Consider the following 14,564-nt stretch of genomic DNA (forward strand, 5'->3'; position numbering starts at 1 on the left):
CGGCAGGCATGGGAATCGATGGAGGACAGGAATCGGGGAGCACGGGGTCGGACCCGGCCCTCGTCACCGCGGACACCCTGCGCGAGCTGCTCGCGAGCGGGCAACCCGACGCCGGCCTGGTACTCGAGGGCGGGCGCGTGAGCGTCACGTCGGAGTCCGGCGGGCTGGTACTGGTCAGCCGCGACGAACTGCGCGACCGCGTCGGCGCGGAGCCCGACCCGACCGCGCTGGCGGAGCAGGCCGAACTCCTGAACACCGAGATCCGCCTGATGGGCGCCTGAGCCCCTGCACGCGCGCCCCCCGTGTCCCCCGCACCGGTGGCGCGGACGACCGGGCCCGGTCGACATGGCACGGGCCCGGTCTCCTGCGGCGTGCGCGGGCCGCCGCATCCCGCCCTCCGGCTCAGTCGGGTGGCTCCTGCGCGTTCTCGGTCGCGGCCAGTTCGGGCGCGAGTTCCCTGGTCGCCATCCCGCCGTCCCGGCCTTCGTCGGCCGGGCCGGGCCTGCCGCCCCGGGGTTCCCGCGTCTTCTCGTCGTCCTCGGTGCGTCTCTTCTCCTCGGGCATGCTCATCACCTCTTTCGTCGGTGCTGCGGAACTACCCGCCGCACGAGGTTTCGATCACGACCGTTCCTCGCACTTCACGGGCACCCGCCCAGCCACCACCAACCATCCGCCAGCTCGACCCTCGGGCAGATCGGGTCGCCGAATCCGTCGAAGGGGCCCGGCCCGGGATCTCCGGTGAAATACCCGTACCCGGTCGCGCCATCGGGAATTCCGACGAAGTCCGGAACGAACCGTACGGGCCGGTCGGCGGAACCCAGGTCGGCCACCCGGCAGTTGGCCGACACCCAGCACAGATGCCCCGGCAGCGGCCGCCCGTACAGGCCGTCGGAGGCCGGCGGCGGGTCCGCGGCGGCGACCGCCGCGAAGGCGGGCCGTTCGAGGTGGAACCGCAGCCACGCCCCGGCCTCCGGACTGGTGAGGGCCAGCACCGGCACCCCGATCCCCACGGCCGCGAGAACGATCGTGGTCGCCAGCGGCCAGCGCGGCCGCTGCCCGCCGGCCCGCCACAGCGCGATCCCGAAGCCCACCACCAGCCCCACGAACGCGGCCGCGAGCACCGGCAGGGCCAGCAGCCACAGAGAGGTCAGGACCCAGCCGCGATGCAGGGCGAGCACCACCGACAGCACCATCAGACCGGCGGCCGCCACGGGCGGCATCGCCGAACACCTTCTCGACACGGTCGCAACCTAGCGAGGCGCGATGTGGAGGCCGCGCGGAAGATGTGGAGATGGTGTGCCGATCCACACCGCCGCGCGCGGACCCGCCCACCAGGGCCGGGAAACGTGCGCCTGGTCGCCTGTTCAGCGGGCGGCGGCGAGCACTTCGTACACCGCCGTGACGCTCTGCTCGCCGCGGCCCGCGTCGACGGCGCGGCGTAGCAGCTCGTGCATGGTCGAGTGCCACGACAGGTCGACCCCGGTCTCGGCCGCCAGCCGCGCGTCGTCGTCGAGAGCCGTCCGGAACAGCTCCACGCTGGAGCCGAGCCGGGTGTAGTCCCGCTCATCGATCTCGGCGGCCAGGACCGGCAGCAGCGACTCGATCATCCGCAGCCACCTGCCCGAGTACGGCACCATGGTCCGCGCGGGCAGGCCACGGGCGGTCAGCATCGCCGCGCCTTCGAGGAAGCCGAGCAGCGCGGGCAGCAGCGTCGCGCCGACCGCCGACTCGTAGAGGGCGGCGAGATCGGGTTCCGCACCGAGGAAGTCGAGCTCGCCGCCGAGGACGCCCAGGGTGTCGGCGTGGGCGTCGAAGACCTCGCGGTCCCCGCCGAAGTACAGCAGCGTGTCCCGCGCGCCGACCGCGGCGGGCACGTTCTCGAGCGCGCCGCCGAGGTAGCGGGCGCCCACGCAGTGCGCCCACCGCGCGAATTCCCGCGCCTGGTCGGGAGTTCCGCTGCTCAACGTGATCAGGTCGCGGCCGGGCAGCACGGCAGTGGCCGCGGCGAGGCTGGCGCGTGTGGCGTCGAAACCGGTGAGCACGGCGACGGTGACCGCGCTCGCCTCGACCGCGTCGGCGATGTCGCGGTGGGCGGTGGCCCCCGCGGCGGCCAGGTCGCCGGTCCGCTCCGTGCTGCGGTTCCAGACGTGGGTCCGGTGGCCCGCGGCGAGGAAGGCGTGGGCGATCGCGCTGCCCATGGATCCGGTGCCGAGCACGGTCACCGGCGGTCGTTGCGCTGTGGTCATCTGCGACTCCGATCGGGGTGCGGCGGTCGGTCGACCGCCGCGATGACCCGAGTGTCGGCGCGCGCGAGCAGGCCCACAAGTACGCACTTTCGCGGTCCGTTCCGCACCTTCCGGTGAGGATCCAGGTCGGGGCGACGTCCGGCTACGAACTCGTCGTGCAGTTCACCGTGGCGTGCGCGCCGGTCGCGGTCTGCTCGTCCTTGACCTTGCCGTCCACCGTGATGCGGCAGGTCACCGAACCGCCCTCGGTCCGGGCGCCGACACCGATCGTCGTGAAAGTGGCCTTGTAGAGCACCGTCCTGGTCCACGGTGCGGTGGCGCCGGTCTCCTCCCGACGTTCGGCCTTCTCGTCGAAGTACGTCACCGAGGTCAGGGCGGGGACGTCGGAGGTGATCTCGTAGACCACGTTCTTCCCCTGTCCGAGCGGCGATTCCGTCGTCGCCGGCGGACTCGTCGTGAGCTCGTTCGGCATCCGGGGGGCGGTCGGCGGCGAGGTCTCCAGGCTCGAGACCGCGCTGTCGACCGCCTGCCCGGCCTCCTTGCCCGCCACGCCGACGACGGCGAAGCAGCCGCCGATCGCCAGGATCACCACGCCGAGCAGAATCCAGGGCCAGAGCCTGTGCCGCCGCGGTGGCAGCGGCGGCCTGCCGTAGCGCCGGCCGAATCGTGGCTGTTGCGTCATCGGATCCCCTTGAACTGGTGGCCGTGGGACCGTCCCCCGGCGCCGGGTCCTCCGGCCCTGTCGGAGATACCCGATGTCGGCCGTCGTGATCACCCCGGCGCGAAGACGGACCGAACCGGGAACATGGTCCCGCATTGGATATTTCGGCGAGACCGACGCGGGCCCTGCTGCGAACCACCGAGAGACGGATTCGTTCCTCCGGGCAAGGAAATCGCGCATGGCGGCGGACCCCGGGCGGTAGAATCGGAGTCCTTCGGGGAGGCGGCGGGACGGAGTTCGCCCGCAGACGCGTCATCGGAACCTGGTGGGAGGGGCGATGATCGGTCGGGTGCTGATGTTCGTGGCCGGGGTCGGCCTGATGGTGTTGGCACTGGTGCAGAGCGTGGAGCCGTTCCACCACACGCGCGAGTACCGAAACCAGGTGGCCTGCGAGAAGCACGTGGGGAGCTGCTTCGACGAGGTCGTCGTCACCATCACCGGCAAGCGCGCGTACGCGACGACCTCGACCCAGTTCAACGGCGACGGGACGACCAGCACCACCACGACCGATCACCTCGTGATCCGCTGGGTGCGTGACGGGGAGGAGCGCTCGCACGAGGTGAACGGCGAGCTCTTCGGCAGGGCCAGGGAGGGCGGCCAGGCCACGCTGCGGATCTGGCGAAGCCAGGTCGTCGGCATCGTGATCGACGGGAAGTCAGACTTCTACAACCCGAGCCAGACCGGCCGGCTCGGATGGTGGCTGTGGCTGGCGTTCGTGGGCCTCGGCGTGGCGCTGACCGGCGTGGTGGAGACGCCAGGGGTCGTCGTCGGCGCCTGGCGGCTGGCCTGGTGGTCGTTCGCCGGCTTCCTGCCGCTCGCGCTGTTCGGCCCGAGCCTGCTCGCCAACGGGGTGGAACCGGATTTCGAGTTCTTCCTCGCGGTCGCGCTGACCGTGCTGTTCGCCGGGGCCGGGATCGCGGTGCTGGCCGGCTCGTTCCGCGACTGAGCCGGCCCAGGCCTCGCCGACGGACCGATCGGGTGCCTGACGTCGCGGTCGAGGGCGATCGGATCACCCGGATCGGGACCGACCTGGAGGTGTCCGGCGACGCGACGGTGGTCGATCTGTCCGGCCACAGGTCGCCCCGGGATTCATGGATTGCCACACCCATGCCACCCTCACACCGGCCCCGGCGCCGGCGATCATGCGCTCGGCGGCGGCGACCGCGCCGGCAAATCTGCCGGTCCTGAAGGCGCTGCTGCACAACGGCTTCACGACCATCCGCGATCCGATGACCGCCGACCTCGAGGACAACACGCTCGACCTGCGGGACGCCATCGCCGCCGGGCTCATCGAGGGCCCGCGGCGATCAGCGAGACAGCCTACGAACTGGGCACCGCCTTCGGTACGGCGATCCTCGGCTCCGCGCTGCTCGGCTTCTCTCGCTCCGCGCTCGCCGACACCGCCCCCGCGGGCCTGCCCGCCGGCGTGCTCGAATCCGCGAAGGAGACCCTCGGGGCCGCGCTGCTGCACGCCGCGGAACTGCCCGGCCTGCTCGGTGCGGCGCTGTCCGCCGCCGCGACCGAGTCGTTCACCAGCGCACTGGCCTGGACGGGCGGGATCGCCACCCTGATCCTGGTCGGGGTGGCGGCCTTCGCGGGCACCATGCTGCGCGGGGTGTCGGCGCGAGCGGACCTCGCCGAGCGCGATCGCTGACGCGGCGGGGGCAGCGTCCCGGTCAGTCGACGCCCTCGACGATGCGGAAGTCGCGCTCGACGCCGTCGCCGAGGGCGGTCAGCGCCTCCTGATAGGCCGCGCTCTCACGCGTGGCGACCGCCTGCTCGTAGCTGTCGAACTCGATCAGGATGGTGCGCTCGGCGATCCCGGCGTCATGGGCGGCGACCCGGCTGCCGTAGGTGAGGACCCGGCCGCCCCCGGCCTTGACGGCGGGGGCCGCCAGCGCGTTGTAGGCGGCCAGCTTCTCGGGGTCGTCGATGGTGCGGTAGACGCTGACCCAGTAGCCCTTGGGCATGGAACCTCCAGTGTTGTTGCGACAGATGGTGACTCACGGGTTGGTCTCGGACCGGCTCCGGCGGGCGAGAGCCAGGCAGGTCAGTGTGGTCGTCGCCATGGCGCCGATGCCGACGAGGGCCGCGGCGGTGTAGGCGCCGTCGTCGGGGAACAGCCGGCCGGGAATGGTGCCCGCGGCCAGGATCAGGCCGCCGAGGGCGCTGCCCAGGGAGTATCCGACGCTGCGGACGACATAGTTGACGCTCATGGCGCTCGACGTCTCGCTGCGCGGGGTCACGGCCAGGATGACACCCGGCATCGCAGCCGAGAAGCCGCCGACGCCGACGCCGAGCACCCCCATCACCACGAACAGGTCGACCAGGTCCGAACGGGCCGCGGCGAACAGCGCGAACCCGCCGCCGACCACGACCGCGCTGCCCGCCAGGAGCAGCGGGCCGGAGATCCGTGTCCGGAGCCGCGGCGTGAGTTCGCCCGCGACGAATCCCGACACCGAGAAGGGGACGAGGACCAGCCCGGCGACGAAGGTCGTCAGCCCGAAGCCGTAGCCCGCGTCGTGCGGGGTCTGCGCGTACCGCGTGACGAGCGTGAGCAGCAGATACATGCCGATGCCGCCGACGAACACGGCCAGGTTCGCTCCCGCGACCGCCGGGTGCCGCACCGCCCGCACGTCGATCAGGGGCGCCGCGACGCGCAACTCGACGACGACCCAGGCGCCGAGCAGCAGCACGGCGACGACGGCGAGACCCGCCGCCACGGCCGGATGCCCGCTCCACAGGCCTCGTTGGCCCGCGAGGAACAGCACCAGGAGCAGCGCGACCGCGAGGACGAGCGCGCCGACCACGTCCACGGGGGCGGCACGGTCCGCGGGGGCCTCGGGCACCGAGCGCCACGCGGTCAGGAGCGCGGCGGCGGTGACGACGAGGCCGAGGCCGTAGGCGGCCCGCACGCCGCCGAGTTCGGCGAGCAGCGCGGCCAGCGGATAGCCGATGCCGACCCCGACGATCGAGACCACCGAGATCAGCGAGATGACGGCCGCGCCGCGTTCCTCGGGCAGATGGTCCCGGGCCACACCCATCATCAGCGCCGTCAACCCGAGTCCGACGCCTTGGGCGGCCCGCCCGGCCAGCAGGCAGCCGAACGGCAGCGGCAGCACGGTCAGCGCGCTGCCCGCGACGACGACCGCCAGCGTCACGAGGATCGTGGCCCGCCGGTGCGGGCCCGCGCCGAGCCTGCCGAGGACCGGGGTCGCGACGGCCCCGCTGAGCAGGGCGATCGTCAGCGTCCACTGCGCGCTGCCGAGCGAGACGCCGAACGTGGTCGCCACGCTCGTGACGAGCGGCGCGCCGAGACTGCCGACCGCCGCCACGACCAGCGCGACGAAGATCAGGGACGGGACGAGCAGCCGTGCCTCGGGTCGCGCCGACGCCGTGACCCCACCGACGCGCTGCCCCCTCACCGCGCCCGCCCCTCGCGGTCCCGGTCCGCGAGCTCCGCCAGGTGATGCAGCGCGGGCAGCGCGGCCTCCAGCGCGGTGATCTCGGCGCCGGTGAGCTCGCCGATCAAGCGCTCGAACGCCTCGACACCCGCCGCGCGCCGCGCGTGGACACAGGACGCGCCCGCCTCGGTCAGGCAGACGAGCGTGACCCGTCGGTCGGCCGCATCACCACGCCGCTCCACCAGGCCGGACTCCTCCATCACCCGCACCAGCGCGGTCATCGCGGGCTGGGTGATGCCCGCGACGGTGGCCAGCTCGGTGATCCGCCGCGGCCCGGTCCGCTCCAGGGTGGCCAGGGTGGCGGCAGAGGTGAGACTCATGTCCCGCGGCAGGCGCCGCGTGGCCCGAGTGGCCAGGCCGTAGAGGGCGGCCCCGATGGCGGAAGCACCACGGTCGGCGGCTCGGCGGCTCATGCCCGAAGCATAGCAACTGTATATTCATCATCTATACAAATGCGTCGGTCCCCCCGAGAAGTCGAGGACGACCACGACCGATACCCCTGCGGTATCGCCGCCGACCCGATGGGTCTTGGACGCCGCACCCTGGCGCGCAGCAGGATCGCCGATGTGAGTGAACAGACGATCGCGTTGGTGACCGGCGCGAACAAGGGCATCGGATACGAGATCGCCGCGGGCCTCGGCGCGCTCGGTTGGCGGGTCGGCGTCGGGGCGCGGGACGCGCACCGCCGCGACGTCGCGGTCGAGAAGCTGCGCGCGGCCGGGGCCGACGCGTTCGGTGTGCCGCTCGACGTGACCGACGACGCCGGCGTCGCCGCGGCGGCCCGGATGATCGCCGACCACGCAGGCGGACTCGACGTCCTGGTGAACAACGCCGCGATCAACGGCGTCACCGGCGATACGCCGCAGACCCCGACCACGGTCGACCCCGCGACCGTGCGAACCCTCGTGGAGACCAACGTGATCGGGGTCCTGCGGGTGACCAATGCGATGCTGCCCCTGCTGCGCGCCTCGGCCGCACCCCGGATCGTCAACATGTCCAGCAGCGTCGGTTCGCTCGCCCTGCAGACCACCCCGGGCATCGACATGGGCCCCGTCCCCGCCGCCTACCTGGCCTCGAAGACCTTCCTGAACGCGCTCACCATCCAATACGCGAAGGAACTGCGCGGCACCGGCATCCTGATCAACGCCGCCTGTCCCGGGCTGACCGCCACCGACTTCACCGGGTTCCGTGGCGACCGCACACCGCGCCAGGCCGCGGCGATCGCGATCCGCCTCGCGACGCTGCCCGACGACGGCCCGACCGGCCGGTTCCTCGACGACGCCGGGACCGTGCCCTGGTGACACGGGCACGCCGGCGGTGCGCCCGGCTCCGCTTCCGGAACACCCGCGAGCTCGCCTATCCTCCAAGGTCATGACCGGCCAACCGGATTCGGGAGCCGAGCTCTTCCGCCGCGATCCCCGTCCCCCGGATTTCCTCGAGCAGCGGCGGTACGCCTCGTACCAGGCCTGGCGGGGACTCGTGCTCGGCGGCCGGGTCGGCCACGAACAACTCATGGCCGACCTGCTCGGCATCAGCCGTCATCTCCACGGCCGCTACGCCTCCGTCTACAGCTACGCGATCCCCGAGACCCTGCCGGAGATCGCACGGCACCGACTGGCGGCGGCCCTGCGCACAGCCCTGATCCGTCTGCCCGAGGAACCGGCAGGCCGGCTCCCGCTCGACGACGTCATGATCCGGCTCGTGGCGTTCTTCGGTCCGGCGCAGGCGGAGTGGCTGCCCGATTCCGTCCTCCGTGCCGTCTTCGCCGGTCTACGGCCGCGCGACGTCGAATTCGGCTGTCACACCTACCCTCTCGCCGCGCTGGACAAGATCTCGTTCGCCGACACGCAGCGGCTCGACGTCGTCCTGCGCGAGGTCGCCACAGCACGGCTGCTGTGCGCGGCCCGCGTCGCACGACCGGACCTTCTCGCCGCGATCCATGCGGCCTTCGACCACACCGACGACGCGTGGGCGGTCCTGTCCTATCTGTCCCGCGGCTTTCCGCCGCCTGTCGACATCCCCGCCCCGGACGACCCCCGGCTGCGCGCGGGACTGGTCGCGCTGGCCGAAGGGATGCCGGGCGACGTCGTCTCGCACGGCCTCTTCCCCAGTCCCCTCGCCAAGCTCGCCCGCCTGTGCCTGGCATCCGCCGGGCACTACCCGCCCGGCCCGGTCCTGGACGCGGCACGCGGAGCCTACGACGCGGGACGCCCCTACTACGCGCACGATGCGGTGGCGTGCGCTCTCGTGCATCCGGGAATCGGTGTCGCCGAACGCGCGGATCTCCTCCGTCACCTGTCGGCGCGCGACACCGGTGGCCTGGCACCCCGTGGACGGCGCGCCCGCAGGAAGTTCTGGCGCATCGTCCGCTGGGCACGCGTGCCCGGCACCCGGGTCGGATGACCCTGTGCTCTCCCGCAATCGGAGCACGCTCGGTCACGGACCGCGCACCCGGAGGAAGACGACTGCGCGTAATCACCGCCGCGATCACTCGACCGGGAGCGTCCGTTCGAGGCGATCGAGCAGGGCTTCCAGCGACTCGTCGAACTCGACGGCGCTGTAGTCCTCGGCCAGCTTCGATTCCAGGCGGGACAGGTTCGGGAAGTCCGACAGCTGGTCTGCGCCCGCGCGATCCGGCTCCGCGGGCACGGTGGGTGCCCGACCGGCGACCTCGAGCAGCAACTGCCCCAGCAGAAACGTCGTGTAGGAGCGGTAGGCCGACACGGCGGAGTCGTCGTCGAAGCCATACGCGAGCAGCGTGTCGAGGAAGGTCTCCATCCAGCGCAGGCTGCGTAAGGGCGGGCGCACCCACGGCGCCTCCGGCGCCCTGGTCGCGACGAGCGGAAACAGCTCGGGATGATCCAGCGCGATCTGGCGGACTCCGTGCGCGAGCCGCATCAGGAAGTCCTGCCACCCGTCCTCCTGACGGCGTGCCGCGAGCTGATGCTCGTGCAGGTCGTCGACCAGCAGCGCGACGATGCCGCCGAGCAGATCCTCCCGGCTGTGCACGTAGCGGTAGAGCGCCATCGCCTCGACGCCGCAGGCCGCGCCGAGCCGACGCATCGTCAGCTTGCGCAAGCCTTCCTGATCGACCAGATCGATGGCCGCCTCGAGGATCAGGCGGCGGCTCAGCGACGCGCGTTCGCTGTCGCCCGGCCCGGAACCGCGAGGGTCCGGCGAGGTCGCCGCACCCTCTACGCGATCGTCGTGATGTTCGCCCACCGAAACATCCCCTCACTACCCGCGTCGAAGCAAGACCAACGGTCAGACTATTTCACTGCTCACGCAGTCCCTAAACACCCGACAGCCACCGCCGGGCGACCGGGGTGGACCGTGACGCGCGCCACCGGCGCCGATCTGCGGGTAAACAGTCCCCGAACTGCGAAGTTTACAAGGTAAACGCAGGCCGCTAGATTGTGTCGAATGTGCGGTCAGGGTTCTGTCGGCGAGCGCGACACCGAGGCCGGCGACGCGATCGGCAACTGCCTGCTGCAGGCGTCCGCCTCGGCCGGCTGGCAGGATTTCCTGGTGCGGCTCGCGCACGGGGTCCGGCGGGTCGCGCTGCGCGAGCCGCAGCTGTTCTCCCCCGCCGCGACCCTCGCCCCGGAGGCGCCCTGGGCGAGACCACCGCTGGGCAGCCTGCGGTGGATGGAGGCGTTCCTGGACGCGCTGCTGTCCTACGGTTTCGACGACGACGAAGCGGTCACGACCTACCGCGCCTTCACGACCTTCCTGCTCGGGCAGTTGCTGCTCGAGGCCGCCGGGCGGCTCTCGGCCCCCGGCGCCGAACGCGCGCCGTCCACCGGCGCGCTCGCACAGTTCCCGAATCTGTTCCGCCTGCAACCGAAGTTGTCCCAGAACCACGGCGCCGCGGAGTTCGAGGACTCGCTCGAAGCGTTGCTCGACCGGATCGAGCGGATGCGCGCGGCGCCCTGAATCACCGCTTCGGGCAAGGACGGCAACATCACCCGGCGACCGACCGCAGCGAGTCGGCGCCCCGTAGTCAGTGGAACGGTGAACCCAGATGGATCAAACCCCCCTCGACGAGGCCCCCGTGTCCCCCGGCGACGTCGCCGAGCTCGAGGAGGTGTTCGGCTCCGGCACCCAGCAGCCGATCGGCAGCTTCCGATTCTGGTTCGGCGAACGACGCTGGGAATGGTCCGACGAGCTCGCCGCCATGCACGGCTACGCCCCCGGCGAGGTCGAGCCGACCACCGAGCTGCTCCTGGCGCACCAGCACCCGGACGACCGCGATCGCGTCGCGGGGGTGATCACCACCATGATCGAGAACCGCGAACCGTTCTCGAGCAGGCACCGCATCATCGATACCGCCGGATTCGAACACGAGGTCATCGCGGTCACCGATCTGCTGCCCGACGACCAGGGGGCGATCGTCGGCATCCTCGGCTACTACATCGAGATCACCGACCTGATCGAGGACGTCACCGATCAGGAGAGCGCGGAATCCTACAAGGGCAGGCAGACGATCGAGCAGGCCAAGGGCGCGCTGATGCTCATCTACGGGCTGACGTCCGACCAGGCGTTCCGGCTGCTGCAGTGGCGCTCGCAGGAGTCGAACACCCGATTGCGCGCCCTGGCCACGCAATTGGTCGCGGAGCTGCGTCCGATCAGCAAGGAGATTCCGCAGTTCCGGAACAGGTTCGATCATCGCCTGCTGACGCTGCACGAACGGGTCCGCGAGGACTGAGCCCGCTCGGGGGCGTGTCGTTCGGCCCGGCGCCGGGCATGTGGGTCCACTGCCCCTTGACTCTGTTACTCGCCCGAGTAACGTGTTACTCGTGCAGGTAACGCAGCGGGAGGTGCCGGATCGGCGCGAGCTACTGCTGCGGGCGACCGTGGAGGTGGTCGCCGAACGGGGGTACGAGGCGGCGTCTTTCGCGCGGATCGTCGAGCACGCGCGGATGAGCAGCACCCGGTTGATCTCCTACCATTTCGCGTCGCGGGAGGCGCTGATGGCCGAGGCCCTGGCGCTGATCGTGCGGGAGGCCGCCGCATTCCTGCGCGACGGGATCGATCGGGCCGTCGGCAGCCGGGCGAAGCTGGCCGCCTACCTCCGCGGCAACCTGGAGTTCATCGCCGCCGAGCCCGTGTACGCGAGAGCCGCGGTCGAGATCGTGGCGCACCAGCGGGCCCGCCCGGGCGAGGTCGAGCAGAACGACGTGTCGGTGGCCCTGCTCGAGGCGTCGTTCGTGGCGGCCCAGGCGGCCGGGGAGATGCGCCGGTTCGATCCGGCCGTGATGGCGGCGAGCGTGCGGGCCGCGATCGACGCCGCCGTCCCACGCATCGCGCGGGGCGACATCGACGCGGGCCGCTACGCCGACGAACTGGTCGACCTCTTCGACGCCGCCACCCGCCCGAATCCGTGAGGCGCGACAGGACATTCACGACCACCACCTGCACCGACGAGCCATCGAGAACGGAGACATCATGGGCACCACCGTCACCGACGAACAGATCAGGGCCCTGGCGGCCACCGCGAAGCCCTACACGCTCGTCCTCCTGCACTGGACACCGCAGCGGAGCATGGACGGCGCGGACGCGATCGAACTCGAGCATCAGCGACGGATGGTGACGCTGCGCGCCGACGGGGTGATCGCCGTCCTGTGCCCGGTCGCCTCCGACGCGGTGGCCGGGGCCGCGATCGTCACCGTGCCCGCCGAGGACGCGGCCGCGCTCATGGCCGACGATCCCTGCGTGCGAGCCGGGATGATGCGCTGCGAGGTGTATCCGTGCCACGGCTTCCCCGGAGACACGCTGCCCGGATGAGCGATCCGGGCAGCGGGTGACCCGACGCGGCTCCCCGCGACCCGGCACACCCGTCGGCGGCGGGAGCACACCGATGCCGCGTCCCCGACGCGGTCAGCGGTCGTGACGGCCGGCGAAGCGCTCGATCGCGTCCGCGCTCACCGGGCTGAACACTCCGACCAGGTTCGCGTCGGGATCGCGGACGAAGAAGACCCGGTTGCCCCACGGCATCAGGGCCGGTTCGGCGACGACCTCCGCGCCCAGCGCGGCGACGCGGGCGTACTCGGCGTCGACGTCGTCGACGAGGAACTCGAGGATGGCCGACCGGTTGGCGGACGCCTCGGCGGAGCCGGGCGCGAACAACGGCACCGTGGCGGTGCTCCCGATCGCGAGGGTCGCGGTCGGCGTGACGATCTCGGCGAACACCGGCGCGAGGCGGACGGCGGACGTACCGGTGAGCTGCTCGTAGAAGGCGACCATGGGGTCGAGATCGTCGGTGATGAGGCGGGTCGAGACGAAGGCGGTGGCGTGGTAGTGGGTCATGGTGGCGACGGTAGAGCCGATACCGGGCCGATTCCGCCCGGTATTCGTGGGAATCTGTCCCCATGGCCCGCTCGACTGCTCGTGTGCTGACTCTGCTGGAGCTGCTCCAGGCCGGTGGAACCCATCCGGTCTCGGCTCTCGCCCCACGGCTGGGCGTCGACGAGCGGACCGTCCGTCGCTACCTCGCGCAGTTGGTCGAGATGGGGATTCCGGTCGAGTCGGCACGCGGGCGGCACGGCGGATACCGGCTGGCGCCCGGTTACCGGATGCCGCCGCTGATGCTCACCGACGAGGAGGCCCTCGCGCTGCTGCTGGGACTGATCGTGGGCCGACGCACCGGCGGTCTGCCGGTCGACGACGAGACCGTCGACCGCGCGATCGGCAAACTGCGTCGCGTGTTGCCGCGAGCGACGGCGGCGCGGCTGGACGCGGTGCGGTCCTCGGCGGACCTGGCATCGCTCGCCGCGCCGGGACGCCCGGACAACCCTGTCCTCGGCGACACGGACCCGACGGTGCTGATGGTCGTCGCCGAGGCCGCGCGCGATCGGCACCCGGTCGCCATCGCCTACACCCGCCGCGACGGACGGGCGAGCAGGCGCACGATCCTGCCCTACGGCATCGTCGCCCGCTCCGGCCGCTGGTACGTCGCCGGCCACGAGTCGCGCACCGGCCAGATCCGAACCTTCCGGGTCGACCGGATCAGCGAGCCCGTGACGCTGCCCGGCTCCTTCAACGTGCCCACCGGCTTCGACGGGACCGCGGCGGTGCTCGCGAGCCTGGCCGCGACGCCGTGGCGCCATCGGGTCTCGGTCCGCGTGGCGGGCACCGTCGAGGAACTGCGCGCGCGGGCCCCCGCCGGGCTGATGACGCTGGAGCCTGCCGCCTCCCAGGACGCGGCGCCGTGGACCCGCGTACGCCTGCGCGCCGAGCGGCTCGACTGGGTGACCACCTACTTCGCCGGACTGGGACGCGCCTTCGTCATCGAGGAGCCGGACGAACTCCGCGAGCACGTCCGCGCCTCGGCCGAACGGCTGCTCGCCGCGTGCGGGGACGGTCCCGGCGCCGAGCGTCCGGCCGCCGACGGTGTCGGTCGGCAGGCGGGCGACGACCGCCTTGCGCCCTGACCTGCGCGTATCCGGCGACCCCGCCGCGACCCCGGTGCCCGGAACACCCGTTCGATAAGGTACCGATCGGCCCGCGTGTCGTCGCGGGCGCAGGAGGAGAGCGCCGCAGATGCCGATGATCGGACGGGACAGCGAGCTGAAGGACCTGGCCACGCTGGTGGCCGCGCCCGAGGGCCGCAGCGGTGTCGTGATCGAGGGCGAACCCGGGATCGGGAAGTCCACGCTGGTCGAGCAGGCGGTCGTGGCGGCGGTGGACGCCGGGCTGCGGGTGCTGCGGACCACGGGCGTGGAGGCCGAGCACGGCCTCGCCTACGCCGGACTGCACCGGGTGCTGTATCCGTTGCGCCGCGCCTTCGACGCGCTGCCCGGCCGCCAGCGCGAGGCGCTCAACTGCGCGCTCGGCATGTCGGACCTCGTGGAGGAGCCGAGCCCGCACCTGGTGGGGCTCGCCGCGCTGACCGTGCTGGCCGACGTCGCGGCCGAACGGCCGGTGCTGGTCGTCGCCGAGGACGCGCACTGGCTCGACCCCGCGAGCGCCGAGGTGCTGGCCTTCGTCGCGCGGCGGATCGACGCCGAACCTGTCGTCCTGGTCGCCACCGTCCGCGACGGCGCGAGTTCACCGCTGCGCGGTGCCGAACTGACGACCATGCGGCTGGGGCCGCTGTCCGACGCCGACGCGACCGCGCTGCTCGACCGCATG

At 72.1% G+C, this 14,564-nt stretch carries 19 protein-coding genes and 1 pseudogene; 11 read left to right on the plus strand and 9 right to left on the minus strand.

From position 1 onward, the window contains the following. Positions 1-8 precede the first annotated feature (8 nt). Positions 9-281 (plus strand): hypothetical protein, encoded by a 273-nt coding sequence (locus tag ON36_RS30095; RefSeq protein ID WP_043660849.1) that lies wholly within the window; start codon positions 9-11, stop codon positions 279-281. 121 nt (positions 282-402) lie between these two features. On the opposite strand, the gene ON36_RS35590 is transcribed toward ON36_RS30095, so the two are convergent. The 4 genes from ON36_RS35590 to ON36_RS36460 form a co-directional block, all read right to left on the minus strand. Beyond that, positions 403-564: a hypothetical protein gene (locus ON36_RS35590; RefSeq protein WP_169334754.1), complete on the minus strand. Its 162-nt coding sequence runs from the start codon at positions 562-564 to the stop codon at positions 403-405. 74 nt (positions 565-638) lie between these two features. Then, on the minus strand, positions 639-1,220 hold the full coding sequence (locus ON36_RS30100; protein WP_043660851.1) for a hypothetical protein: 582 nt from the start codon (positions 1,218-1,220) through the stop codon (positions 639-641). Positions 1,221-1,364: 144 nt separating this feature from the next. After that, complete coding sequence (locus ON36_RS30105; protein ID WP_043660854.1) at positions 1,365-2,246, minus strand: NAD(P)-dependent oxidoreductase; 882 nt, start codon at positions 2,244-2,246, stop codon at positions 1,365-1,367. A gap of 142 nt (positions 2,247-2,388) precedes the next feature. Continuing rightward, positions 2,389-2,928: an MmpS family transport accessory protein gene (locus ON36_RS36460; protein ID WP_169334755.1), complete on the minus strand. Its 540-nt coding sequence runs from the start codon at positions 2,926-2,928 to the stop codon at positions 2,389-2,391. A gap of 316 nt (positions 2,929-3,244) precedes the next feature. Between ON36_RS36460 and ON36_RS30115 the strand changes: the two genes are divergently transcribed. Together ON36_RS30115 and ON36_RS30120 are read left to right on the plus strand one after the other, a co-directional pair. Further along, the gene (locus ON36_RS30115; RefSeq protein ID WP_043660857.1) at positions 3,245-3,913 is read left to right on the plus strand and encodes a hypothetical protein; all 669 of its coding nucleotides are present in this window, start codon (positions 3,245-3,247) and stop codon (positions 3,911-3,913) included. Between the two features lie 480 nt (positions 3,914-4,393). Then, a complete protein-coding gene (locus ON36_RS30120) occupies positions 4,394-4,621 on the plus strand; it encodes a hypothetical protein (RefSeq protein WP_043660859.1) in 228 nt (75 codons plus the stop codon). A 22-nt stretch (positions 4,622-4,643) separates the two neighbouring features. On the opposite strand, the gene ON36_RS30125 is transcribed toward ON36_RS30120, so the two are convergent. Genes ON36_RS30125 through ON36_RS30135 form a run of 3 tightly spaced genes read right to left on the minus strand, consistent with a single transcriptional unit; the run spans position 4,644 to position 6,844 of the window. Continuing rightward, entirely contained in the window at positions 4,644-4,937 is a 294-nt protein-coding gene (locus ON36_RS30125) for a DUF1330 domain-containing protein (RefSeq protein ID WP_043660861.1), read from the minus strand. 33 nt (positions 4,938-4,970) lie between these two features. Further along, positions 4,971-6,392 carry an MFS transporter gene (locus tag ON36_RS30130; RefSeq protein ID WP_043660864.1) on the minus strand — a complete coding sequence of 474 codons (1,422 nt, stop codon included), beginning with the start codon at positions 6,390-6,392 and terminating at the stop codon, positions 4,971-4,973. After that, on the minus strand, positions 6,389-6,844 hold the full coding sequence (locus tag ON36_RS30135; protein ID WP_245558261.1) for a MarR family winged helix-turn-helix transcriptional regulator: 456 nt from the start codon (positions 6,842-6,844) through the stop codon (positions 6,389-6,391). Before ON36_RS30135 ends, ON36_RS30130 begins: the two co-directional genes overlap by 4 nt. A gap of 153 nt (positions 6,845-6,997) precedes the next feature. On the opposite strand from ON36_RS30135, the gene ON36_RS30140 reads away from it, so the two are divergent. Beyond that, on the plus strand, positions 6,998-7,732 hold the full coding sequence (locus ON36_RS30140; protein WP_043660898.1) for an SDR family NAD(P)-dependent oxidoreductase: 735 nt from the start codon (positions 6,998-7,000) through the stop codon (positions 7,730-7,732). 70 nt (positions 7,733-7,802) lie between these two features. Then, positions 7,803-8,834, plus strand: a complete 1,032-nt coding sequence (locus tag ON36_RS30145) for a hypothetical protein (RefSeq protein WP_043660866.1) — start codon at positions 7,803-7,805, stop codon at positions 8,832-8,834. 84 nt (positions 8,835-8,918) lie between these two features. On the opposite strand, the gene ON36_RS30150 is transcribed toward ON36_RS30145, so the two are convergent. Next, positions 8,919-9,653: a TetR/AcrR family transcriptional regulator gene (locus tag ON36_RS30150; RefSeq protein ID WP_043660868.1), complete on the minus strand. Its 735-nt coding sequence runs from the start codon at positions 9,651-9,653 to the stop codon at positions 8,919-8,921. Positions 9,654-9,941: 288 nt separating this feature from the next. On the opposite strand from ON36_RS30150, the pseudogene ON36_RS30155 reads away from it, so the two are divergent. The 4 genes and pseudogenes from ON36_RS30155 to ON36_RS30170 all read left to right on the plus strand — a co-directional run. After that, positions 9,942-10,367: pseudogene (locus tag ON36_RS30155) on the plus strand (TetR/AcrR family transcriptional regulator C-terminal domain-containing protein); the annotation flags it as partial. Positions 10,368-10,455: 88 nt separating this feature from the next. Then, on the plus strand, positions 10,456-11,139 hold the full coding sequence (locus ON36_RS30160; RefSeq protein WP_052314529.1) for a PAS and ANTAR domain-containing protein: 684 nt from the start codon (positions 10,456-10,458) through the stop codon (positions 11,137-11,139). A 91-nt stretch (positions 11,140-11,230) separates the two neighbouring features. Next, on the plus strand, positions 11,231-11,818 hold the full coding sequence (locus tag ON36_RS30165; RefSeq protein ID WP_169334756.1) for a TetR/AcrR family transcriptional regulator: 588 nt from the start codon (positions 11,231-11,233) through the stop codon (positions 11,816-11,818). A 61-nt stretch (positions 11,819-11,879) separates the two neighbouring features. Continuing rightward, the gene (locus tag ON36_RS30170) at positions 11,880-12,218 is read left to right on the plus strand and encodes a hypothetical protein (protein WP_043660871.1); all 339 of its coding nucleotides are present in this window, start codon (positions 11,880-11,882) and stop codon (positions 12,216-12,218) included. Positions 12,219-12,311: 93 nt separating this feature from the next. Here ON36_RS30170 and ON36_RS30175 read toward each other — a convergent pair whose 3' ends face one another. Next, positions 12,312-12,740, minus strand: coding sequence for a VOC family protein (locus tag ON36_RS30175; protein ID WP_043660874.1), 429 nt, complete (start codon positions 12,738-12,740; stop codon positions 12,312-12,314). A gap of 83 nt (positions 12,741-12,823) precedes the next feature. On the opposite strand from ON36_RS30175, the gene ON36_RS30180 reads away from it, so the two are divergent. Next, positions 12,824-13,864 (plus strand): helix-turn-helix transcriptional regulator, encoded by a 1,041-nt coding sequence (locus ON36_RS30180; protein ID WP_245558262.1) that lies wholly within the window; start codon positions 12,824-12,826, stop codon positions 13,862-13,864. Between the two features lie 109 nt (positions 13,865-13,973). Continuing rightward, the coding region (locus ON36_RS30185; protein WP_043660877.1) for an AAA family ATPase at positions 13,974-14,564 on the plus strand (591 nt) is incomplete at its 3' end.

It is taken from the genome of Nocardia thailandica NBRC 100428 (assembly GCF_000308795.1).
GTDB classification, from domain to species: domain Bacteria; phylum Actinomycetota; class Actinomycetes; order Mycobacteriales; family Mycobacteriaceae; genus Nocardia; species Nocardia thailandica.

Bases quoted from the DNA above. Each gene is read 5' to 3' on its own strand.
- ON36_RS30145 (WP_043660866.1), top strand. From the start codon at position 7,803: ATGACCGGCCAACCGGATTCGGGAGCCGAGCTCTTCCGCCGCGATCCC.
- ON36_RS35590 (WP_169334754.1), bottom strand. From the start codon at position 564: ATGCCCGAGGAGAAGAGACGCACCGAGGACGACGAGAAGACGCGGGAA.
- ON36_RS30160 (WP_052314529.1), top strand. From the start codon at position 10,456: ATGGATCAAACCCCCCTCGACGAGGCCCCCGTGTCCCCCGGCGACGTC.
- ON36_RS30095 (WP_043660849.1), top strand. From the start codon at position 9: ATGGGAATCGATGGAGGACAGGAATCGGGGAGCACGGGGTCGGACCCG.
- ON36_RS30135 (WP_245558261.1), bottom strand. From the start codon at position 6,844: ATGAGCCGCCGAGCCGCCGACCGTGGTGCTTCCGCCATCGGGGCCGCC.
- ON36_RS36460 (WP_169334755.1), bottom strand. From the start codon at position 2,928: ATGACGCAACAGCCACGATTCGGCCGGCGCTACGGCAGGCCGCCGCTG.
- ON36_RS30175 (WP_043660874.1), bottom strand. From the start codon at position 12,740: ATGACCCACTACCACGCCACCGCCTTCGTCTCGACCCGCCTCATCACC.
- ON36_RS30115 (WP_043660857.1), top strand. From the start codon at position 3,245: ATGATCGGTCGGGTGCTGATGTTCGTGGCCGGGGTCGGCCTGATGGTG.
- ON36_RS30125 (WP_043660861.1), bottom strand. From the start codon at position 4,937: ATGCCCAAGGGCTACTGGGTCAGCGTCTACCGCACCATCGACGACCCC.
- ON36_RS30105 (WP_043660854.1), bottom strand. From the start codon at position 2,246: ATGACCACAGCGCAACGACCGCCGGTGACCGTGCTCGGCACCGGATCC.
- ON36_RS30170 (WP_043660871.1), top strand. From the start codon at position 11,880: ATGGGCACCACCGTCACCGACGAACAGATCAGGGCCCTGGCGGCCACC.
- ON36_RS30100 (WP_043660851.1), bottom strand. From the start codon at position 1,220: ATGCCGCCCGTGGCGGCCGCCGGTCTGATGGTGCTGTCGGTGGTGCTC.